The 7680-nt window shown below is 71.4% G+C and carries 8 protein-coding genes; 7 read left to right on the top strand and 1 reads right to left on the bottom strand.

Annotation, left to right across the window (positions count from 1 at the left end; all coding sequences use genetic code 11):
• The first annotated feature begins 111 nt into the window (after window positions 1-111).
• The 5 genes from fasR (at window position 112) to fabF (ending at window position 5069) form a co-directional block, all read left to right on the top strand.
• Window positions 112-1317 (top strand): fatty acid biosynthesis transcriptional regulator FasR, encoded by a 1206-nt coding sequence (gene fasR, locus ACFU3E_RS37990; protein WP_384169272.1) that lies wholly within the window; start codon window positions 112-114, stop codon window positions 1315-1317.
• Window positions 1318-1406: 89 nt separating this feature from the next.
• Complete coding sequence (locus ACFU3E_RS37985; protein WP_384169269.1) at window positions 1407-2363, top strand: ACP S-malonyltransferase; 957 nt, start codon at window positions 1407-1409, stop codon at window positions 2361-2363.
• Window positions 2364-2379: 16 nt separating this feature from the next.
• The gene (locus tag ACFU3E_RS37980) at window positions 2380-3381 is read left to right on the top strand and encodes a ketoacyl-ACP synthase III (RefSeq protein WP_384169266.1); all 1002 of its coding nucleotides are present in this window, start codon (window positions 2380-2382) and stop codon (window positions 3379-3381) included.
• An 81-nt stretch (window positions 3382-3462) separates the two neighbouring features.
• Window positions 3463-3711, top strand: coding sequence for an acyl carrier protein (locus tag ACFU3E_RS37975; RefSeq protein WP_003989952.1), 249 nt, complete (start codon window positions 3463-3465; stop codon window positions 3709-3711).
• A gap of 86 nt (window positions 3712-3797) precedes the next feature.
• On the top strand, window positions 3798-5069 hold the full coding sequence (gene fabF, locus ACFU3E_RS37970) for a beta-ketoacyl-ACP synthase II (RefSeq protein ID WP_384169263.1): 1272 nt from the start codon (window positions 3798-3800) through the stop codon (window positions 5067-5069).
• 154 nt (window positions 5070-5223) lie between these two features.
• Here the strand turns inward: fabF and ACFU3E_RS37965 are convergent, their stop codons facing one another.
• The gene (locus ACFU3E_RS37965; RefSeq protein WP_384169260.1) at window positions 5224-5718 is read right to left on the bottom strand and encodes a DUF3145 domain-containing protein; all 495 of its coding nucleotides are present in this window, start codon (window positions 5716-5718) and stop codon (window positions 5224-5226) included.
• A gap of 259 nt (window positions 5719-5977) precedes the next feature.
• Between ACFU3E_RS37965 and ACFU3E_RS37960 the strand changes: the two genes are divergently transcribed.
• Together ACFU3E_RS37960 and ACFU3E_RS37955 are read left to right on the top strand one after the other, a co-directional pair.
• On the top strand, window positions 5978-6871 hold the full coding sequence (locus tag ACFU3E_RS37960) for an SGNH/GDSL hydrolase family protein (RefSeq protein ID WP_384169257.1): 894 nt from the start codon (window positions 5978-5980) through the stop codon (window positions 6869-6871).
• 21 nt (window positions 6872-6892) lie between these two features.
• Window positions 6893-7680, top strand: a 788-nt coding sequence (locus ACFU3E_RS37955) for an aldose epimerase family protein (protein WP_384169254.1), incomplete at its 3' end; no start/stop codon positions are given.

Genomic DNA, 7680 nt, shown 5'->3' with positions numbered 1-7680 from the left:
GCAGGTCGCAGTGAAGCAACGGCACGGGTGAACGCGTGTGCGACCTGCTCCGCCGGGGAGGGCCTGACCCGGCGGCTCACCTTCCCGTCCGGATAAGGCAGTCTTGTCCCCGTGCCCGAACCCGAAACCAGCAAGAACGAAGCCGCAGCCCACGACGTCCATCCGCATGCCGCGACGCTGAAGCGGCTGGAGAAGTCGTCCGGATCGCTCGCCGCGCAGGCCATCGCGCGGATGGACGAGACGCTGCCCTGGTACCGGGCCATGCCCCCGGAGAACCGTTCCTGGATCGGTCTGGTCGCGCAGGCGGGCATCGCCGCGTTCACCGAGTGGTTCCGGCGTCCTGACGCCCCGCAGGCCATCTCCACCGACGTGTTCGGCACCGCGCCGCGCGAACTGACCCGGGCGATCACACTGCGCCAGACCGTGGAGATGGTGCGCACCACCATCGAGGTCATGGAGAGCGCGATCGACGAGGTCGCCGCCCCCGGCGACGAGCGGGTGCTGCGCGAGGCGCTGCTCGTCTACGCCCGGGAGATCGCCTTCGCCACGGCCCAGGTGTACGCGCAGGCCGCCGAGGCGCGCGGCGCCTGGGACGCCCGGCTGGAGTCCCTGGTCGTGAACGCCGTGCTCAGCGGCGAGGCCGACGAGGGCGCCGTGTCCCGGGCGGCCGCCCTCGGGTGGAACTCGCCCGAGCACGTGTGCGTGGTGCTCGGGACGGCGCCCGACGGGGACAGCGAACTGACCGTCGAGGCCATACGGCGTGCGGCCCGGCACGCCAAACTCCAGGTGCTCACCGGCGTGCTCGGCGACCGGCTGGTCGTCATCGCGGGCGGCAGCGACAACCCGCTGGCCGTCGCCAAGTCGCTCATCGGCCCGTTCGCCGCCGGGCCGGTCGTGGCGGGCCCGGTGGTGCCCGACCTGCAGGCCGCGACCCGGTCCGCGCAGGCCGCCGCGGCCGGGCTGAAGGCGTGTTCCGCCTGGCAGGACGCCCCGCGCCCGGTCCTGGCCGACGACCTGCTCCCGGAGCGGGCGATGGCCGGTGATCCCTCGGCCCGTGAGCAACTGGTGGAGGAGATCTACAGACCGCTGGAGGAGGCCGGGGCCGCGCTCCTGGAGACCCTCAGCGTCTACCTCGAACAGGCGAGCAGTCTCGAGGGCGCCGCACGGATGCTGTTCGTCCATCCCAACACCGTCCGCTACCGGCTTCGACGTGTGACTGACGTCACCGGCTGGTCACCCTCCGATGTACGCTCTGCGTTCACCCTGCGGATCGCGCTGATCCTGGGGCGTCTGGTCGATGGAGATCTCCAGCCCTAAGGTTTTGTCGGGGCTCGACAAAACCCCCCCGTGTTCTTCGTCCTTGTCCCCACGGGCGGCCGTGCCCGTCCCCAAGAGAGAGTGTGAGAGTGCTCGTACTCGTCGCTCCCGGCCAGGGCGCTCAGACGCCCGGCTTCCTGACTGAATGGCTCGACCTCCCCGGTGTTCGCGGTGCCCTCGAGGCCTGGTCGGACGCCGCGGGACTCGACCTGATCCGTTACGGCACCGAGGCCGACGCGGAGGAGATCCGCGACACCGCCGTGGCGCAGCCGCTGCTGGTCGCGGCCGGACTGGCGTCCGCGTCCCTGCTGTTCGACGACCCGGCCGAGCTGCCGCAGAAGGTCGGCGCGGTCGCCGGTCACAGCGTCGGCGAGATCACGGCCGCCTCGCTCGCCGGGGTGTTCCCCCACGAGGAGGCCCTCCGTCTGGTCCGCACCCGCGGACTCGGCATGGCCGAGGCCGCGGCCGTCACCGAGACGGGCATGGCCGCGCTGCTGGGCGGCGACCCCGCCGTGACGGTTCCGCACCTGGAGAAGCTCGGCCTGACCCCGGCGAACATCAACGGCGCGGGCCAGATCGTCGCGGCGGGCACCAAGGAGCAGCTCGCCGCGCTGGAGGCGGACAAGCCCGAGGGCGTGCGCAAGGTCGTCGCGCTGAAGGTCGCCGGCGCGTTCCACACGCACCACATGGCCCCCGCGGTCGACACGCTGGCCAAGGCCGCCGAGGCCCTGGCGCCCGGCGACCCGAAGGTCACCTACGTCTCGAACAAGGACGGGCGGGCCGTCGCCGGCGGCGCCGAGGTGCTGGAGCGCCTGGTCGGCCAGGTCGCCAACCCGGTCCGCTGGGACCTGTGCATGGAGACCTTCAAGGCGCTCGGCGTCACGGCCCTGATCGAGCTGTGCCCCGGCGGCACGCTCACCGGCCTCGCCAAGCGGGCCCTGCCCGGGGTGAAGACGCTGGCCCTGAAGTCCCCCGCCGACCTCGACGCGGCTCGCGAGCTCATCGCCGAGGCGCCGACACCTGCCGCTGACGCGGCGGGTGCCTGACAAGGAGCCCGAGAGCATGGCGAAGATCAAGCCCAGCAAGGGCGCCCCGTACGCGCGCATCCTCGGCGTGGGCGGCTACCGCCCGACCCGGGTCGTGCCGAACGAGGTGATCCTGGAGACGATCGAGTCGTCCGACGAGTGGATCCGCTCTCGCTCCGGCATCGAGACGCGGCACTGGGCCTCCGACGAGGAGACCGTCGCCGCGATGTCGCTGGAGGCGTCCGGCAAGGCCATCGCCGACGCGGGCATCTCCGCCGAGCAGATCGGCGGCGTGATCGTCTCGACCGTCTCGCACTTCAAGCAGACCCCGGCCGTCGCCACCGAGATCGCCGACAAGCTGGGCACCGCCAAGGCCGCCGCGTTCGACATCTCGGCGGGCTGCGCGGGCTTCGGCTACGGCCTCACCCTCGCCAAGGGCATGGTCGTCGAGGGCTCGGCGGAGTACGTCCTGGTGATCGGTGTCGAGCGGCTGAGCGACCTGACCGACCTGGAGGACCGCGCGACGGCCTTCCTGTTCGGCGACGGTGCCGGCGCGGTCGTGGTCGGCCCGGCTCAGGAGCCCGCGATCGGCCCGACCGTGTGGGGCTCCGAGGGCGACAAGTCCGAGACCATCAAGCAGACCGTGCCGTGGACGGACTACCGCGACGGGACGGTCGAGAAGTTCCCCGCGATCACCCAGGAAGGCCAGGCGGTGTTCCGCTGGGCCGTGTTCGAGATGGCCAAGGTCGCCCAGCAGGCGCTGGACGCGGCCGGGCTCACCGTGGACGACCTGGACGTCTTCATCCCGCACCAGGCCAACGTGCGGATCATCGACTCGATGGTGAAGACCCTGAAACTGCCGGAGCACGTCACGGTCGCCCGTGACATCCGCACCACCGGCAACACCTCGGCCGCCTCGATCCCGCTCGCGATGGAGCGGCTCCTGGCGACCGGAGAGGCGAAGAGCGGCGACACCGCGCTCGTCATCGGCTTCGGGGCGGGTCTCGTCTACGCCGCGACTGTCGTTACCCTCCCCTAGGCACTCCGTGCCGGATCATGCGATCCGGTGCGGAGAGAAATACCTGCCACACCCTCTGGATATCTACGAAGGAGCGCCAACATGGCCGCCACTCAGGAAGAGATCGTCGCCGGTCTCGCCGAGATCGTGAACGAGATCGCCGGCATCCCGGTTGAGGACGTCCAGCTGGACAAGTCCTTCACCGACGACCTGGACGTCGACTCGCTGTCCATGGTCGAGGTCGTCGTCGCCGCCGAAGAGCGCTTCGACGTCAAGATCCCCGACGAGGACGTCAAGAACCTCAAGACCGTCGGTGACGCGACCGACTACATCCTCAAGCACCAGGGCTGATCGACCGATCACGCCTTCGGGCTGACTGCCCCGCCACCCGGCGGTGGCGCCGCTTAATCCTCGGATCCGTTGGAGAAAGAATTCCCGTGAACTCGACCAATCGCACCGTGGTCGTCACCGGTATCGGCGCAACCACACCGCTGGGTGGCGACGCAGCCTCTACCTGGGAGGGCCTGATCGCCGGACGTTCCGGCGTCAAGCCCCTGGAGCAGGAGTGGGCGGCCGACCAGGCCGTCAAGATCGCGGCTCCGGTCGCCGTGGAGCCGACCGAGGTCATCCCGCGGCCGCAGGCCCGCCGACTGGACCGCTCGGCGCAGTTCGCGCTGGTCGCGGCCAAGGAGGCCTGGGCCGACGCCGGCTTCGAAGCGAAGGCCGGTGACGACCCGGAGATCGACCCCGAGCGGCTCGGCGCGGTCATCGCCTCCGGCATCGGCGGTGTCACGACCCTGCTCGACCAGTACGACGTGCTGAAGGAGAAGGGCGTCCGCCGCGTCTCCCCGCACACCGTGCCCATGCTGATGCCCAACAGCCCGTCGGCCAACGTGGGGTTGGCCGTGGGTGCCCGGGCGGGCGTGCACACGCCGGTCTCCGCCTGCGCCTCGGGCGCCGAGGCCATCGGCTACGCCATCGAGATGATCCGCACCGGCCGTGCCGACGTCGTCGTCGCGGGTGGCACGGAGGCGGCGATCCACCCGCTGCCCATCGCCGCGTTCGGCAACATGATGGCGATGTCCAAGAACAACGACGACCCGCAGGGCGCGTCGCGGCCCTACGACACCGCCCGCGACGGCTTCGTCCTCGGTGAGGGCGCCGGTGTCGTGGTCCTGGAGTCCGCCGAGCACGCCGCGAAGCGCGGTGCCCGGGTGTACGCCGAGGCCGTCGGGCAGGGCATCTCCGCCGACGCGCACGACATCGTGCAGCCGGAGCCGGAGGGGCGGGGCATCTCGCACGCCCTGCAGAACCTGCTGGAGCGGACCGACCTGGACCCGGCGGAGATCGTGCACGTCAACGCGCACGCGACGTCGACGCCGGCCGGGGACATCGCCGAGCTGAAGGCGCTGCGGAAGGTGTTCGGCGACGACGCCGACCACTTCGCGGTGTCCGCGACGAAGTCGATGACCGGGCATCTGCTGGGTGGTGCCGGTGGTGTCGAGACGGTGGCGACCGTGCTCGCGCTGTACCACCGGGTGGCTCCGCCGACGATCAACGTGGAGAACCTGGACCCGGAGGCCGAGGCGAACGCGGACGTGGTCCGTGGGGAGGCCCGGAAGCTGCCGGTCGACGGGCGTATCGCCGCGTTGAACGACTCGTTCGGGTTCGGTGGGCACAACGTGGTGCTGGCGTTCCGGACGGTTTGATCTCGCCTGACGGCGAGTGGCCCGGACTCTTCGTGAGTCCGGGCCACTCGCCGTTCTGTGCCGTGCCGGGTGACGGGTGCCGACCCGGTGGAGGGCTGGTCGCGCCCGCGCGGCGGAGCCGCACGTCGACACAGCCCCGCGCCCCTGGGGGCGTTCAGACCACCTGGTGGAGCCAGCGGACCGGGGCGCCTTCGCCCGCGTGGCGGAACGGCTCCAGCTCGTCGTCCCAGGGCTTGCCCAGGAGTTTGCTGAGCTCGGCCTCCAGGTCGGTCTCGCCGCGCTGCGAGCGCTGGAGGGCCGCTCTGAGCCGGTCCTCGGGGATGAGGATGTCGCCGTGGATGCCGGTGACGGCGTGGTAGATGCCCAGGTCGGGGGTGCAGCTGTAGCGCTCGCCCTCGGCGGTGGCGCAGGGTTCCGCGGTGACCTCGAAGCGCAGGAGGTGCCAGCCGCGCAGCGCCGAGGCCAGCTTGGACGCCGTGCCCGCCTGGCCCTGCCAGGAGAACTCCGAGCGCCAGGTGCCCGGGGCGGCCGGCTGACGGATCCAGTCCAGGCTGACGCGTGTGCCGAGCACCCCGGCGACGGCCCACTCGACGTGTGGGCACAGCGCGCGCGGCGCGGAGTGCACGTACAGGACTCCACGTGTCGTCACCGGAACCTCCGGGCAGAGCGGGACATGGTGCAAACGGGCGGAACGGCTGTGACCGGGCGGGTCACGTTGATGGCGAGGCTACCGTGCGGGGGCGCAAGGAGTGTGACCTACGGTCGGTCCAGGTGCCGGGAAACGCCTGCCATTCACCCAGGGGGACGCTTGTACGGGTGTGAGCCGTTGCACCTGATCGGCCGGGAACCCTCGTGCGTTGTCATGGGTGGGGGGAACGGGCACGGCGTGGCGAGGGGATGGACCAGGGATGCGGAAGCGAGGCCGTCGCACGCGGGGCGTGCTGGCCGTGGTCGTGGCGGCCGTGCTGGGGGCCGCCGGCTGTGATGCCGTGGGGGGTGATTCCGCCGCCCCGTCCGAGAGCGCGAAGCCGTCCGCGAAGCCCACGCCCCTGTGGGACCGCAGCCCGGGTTCCGTCGCGGCCGTGGGTGACTCGATCACGCGCGGGTTCGACGCCTGTGACGTGCTGTCGGACTGTCCGGAGGCGTCCTGGGCGACCGGTGCGAGTCCCGAGGTCGACTCGCTCGCGGTGCGGCTGCTGGGGAGGACCGGGGCCGCCCGGCGGAGCTGGAACTACGCCGTGACCGGGGCGCGCATGGCCGACCTTCCCGGGCAGGTGGCACAGGCGGTGCGGCGGAAGCCGCAGCTGGTGACGGTGATGGTCGGGGCGAACGACGCCTGCCGGTCCACCCCTTCGGCGATGACTCCGGTCTCCGCCTTCCGCGCCGACTTCGAGGACTCCCTGCGCTCCCTGCGCAGGGCGCTGCCCAAGGCGCAGGTGTTCGTGGCGAGCGTGCCGAACCTGAAGCGGCTGTGGTCCGAGGGACGGAACAGCCCGATGGGCAAACAGGTGTGGAAGCTGGGCATCTGCCCGTCGATGCTGGGCGACCCGGACGCCCTGGACTCGGCGGCGACCCTGCGGCGGGACACGGTGCAGAAGCGGGTGGAGGACTACAACAAGGTCCTGAAGGAGGTCTGCGCCGAGGACAAGCGCTGCCGCTACGACGGGGGCGCGGTGTACGACTACCGCTTCGGCACCGCCCAGTTGAGCCGTTGGGACTACTTCCACCCCAGCGTGAACGGACAGGCCCGGCTGGCGGAGATCGCGTACCGCACCGTCACCGCGAAGGACCCCCTGACTTAGGGGTCCTTTAGAGTTCCGCACATGAACGAACTCTTCGGAACACTTTCCGACGGGACCCCGGTGCACCGCTGGACCCTGGAGCGGGCGGGTGTGCGGGTGCGGGTCCTGTCGTACGGCGGGATCGTGCAGTCCGTGGAGGTGCCGGACCGGGAGGGCCGGGCCGGGGGCGTGGTGCTGGGGTTCCCGGATCTCGACGGATATCTCGCCCGTCCGGAGCCGTACCTCGGTGCCCTGGTCGGGCGGTACGCCAACCGGATCGCCGGGGGCCGGTTCACCCTGGACGGGCGGACGTACGCGCTGGAGCCGAACAACGGGCCGAACTCGTTGCACGGCGGAGCGCGTGGCTTCGACAAGCGGGTGTGGGACGCGGAGCCCGTCGCGCACGGGGTGCGGCTGACGCGGGTGAGTCCGCACGGCGAGGAGGGGTTCCCCGGCCGGCTGGAGGTCTCGGCGGCGTACACGCTCGACGAGAGCGGGGCGCTGCGGATCTCGTACGAGGCGGTGACGGACGCGCCGACCGTGGTGAACCTGACGAACCACAGCTACTTCAACCTGGCCGGGTCCGGTGACGCCGGTGGCCATGAGCTGCGGCTGGCCGCCTCCCGGTTCACGCCGGTCGACGCCGACCTGATCCCGGCCGGCGGCCCGGAGGATGTGACCGGCACGCGGTTCGACTTCCGCGAGGCCCGCAAGACCGGCTCCGGCTACGACCACAACTTCGTGCTCGACAAGGGGGTGACGGACACTCCGGTGGAGGTCGCCGAGCTGCACGACCCGGCGTCCGGGCGGGTGCTGACGGTGGCGACCAC

It is taken from the genome of Streptomyces sp. NPDC057424, from assembly GCF_042803315.1.
GTDB lineage: Bacteria > Actinomycetota > Actinomycetes > Streptomycetales > Streptomycetaceae > Streptomyces.
Note: the sequence above shows the minus strand (reverse complement) of the source record. Positions and strands in the feature narration are given on the sequence as shown.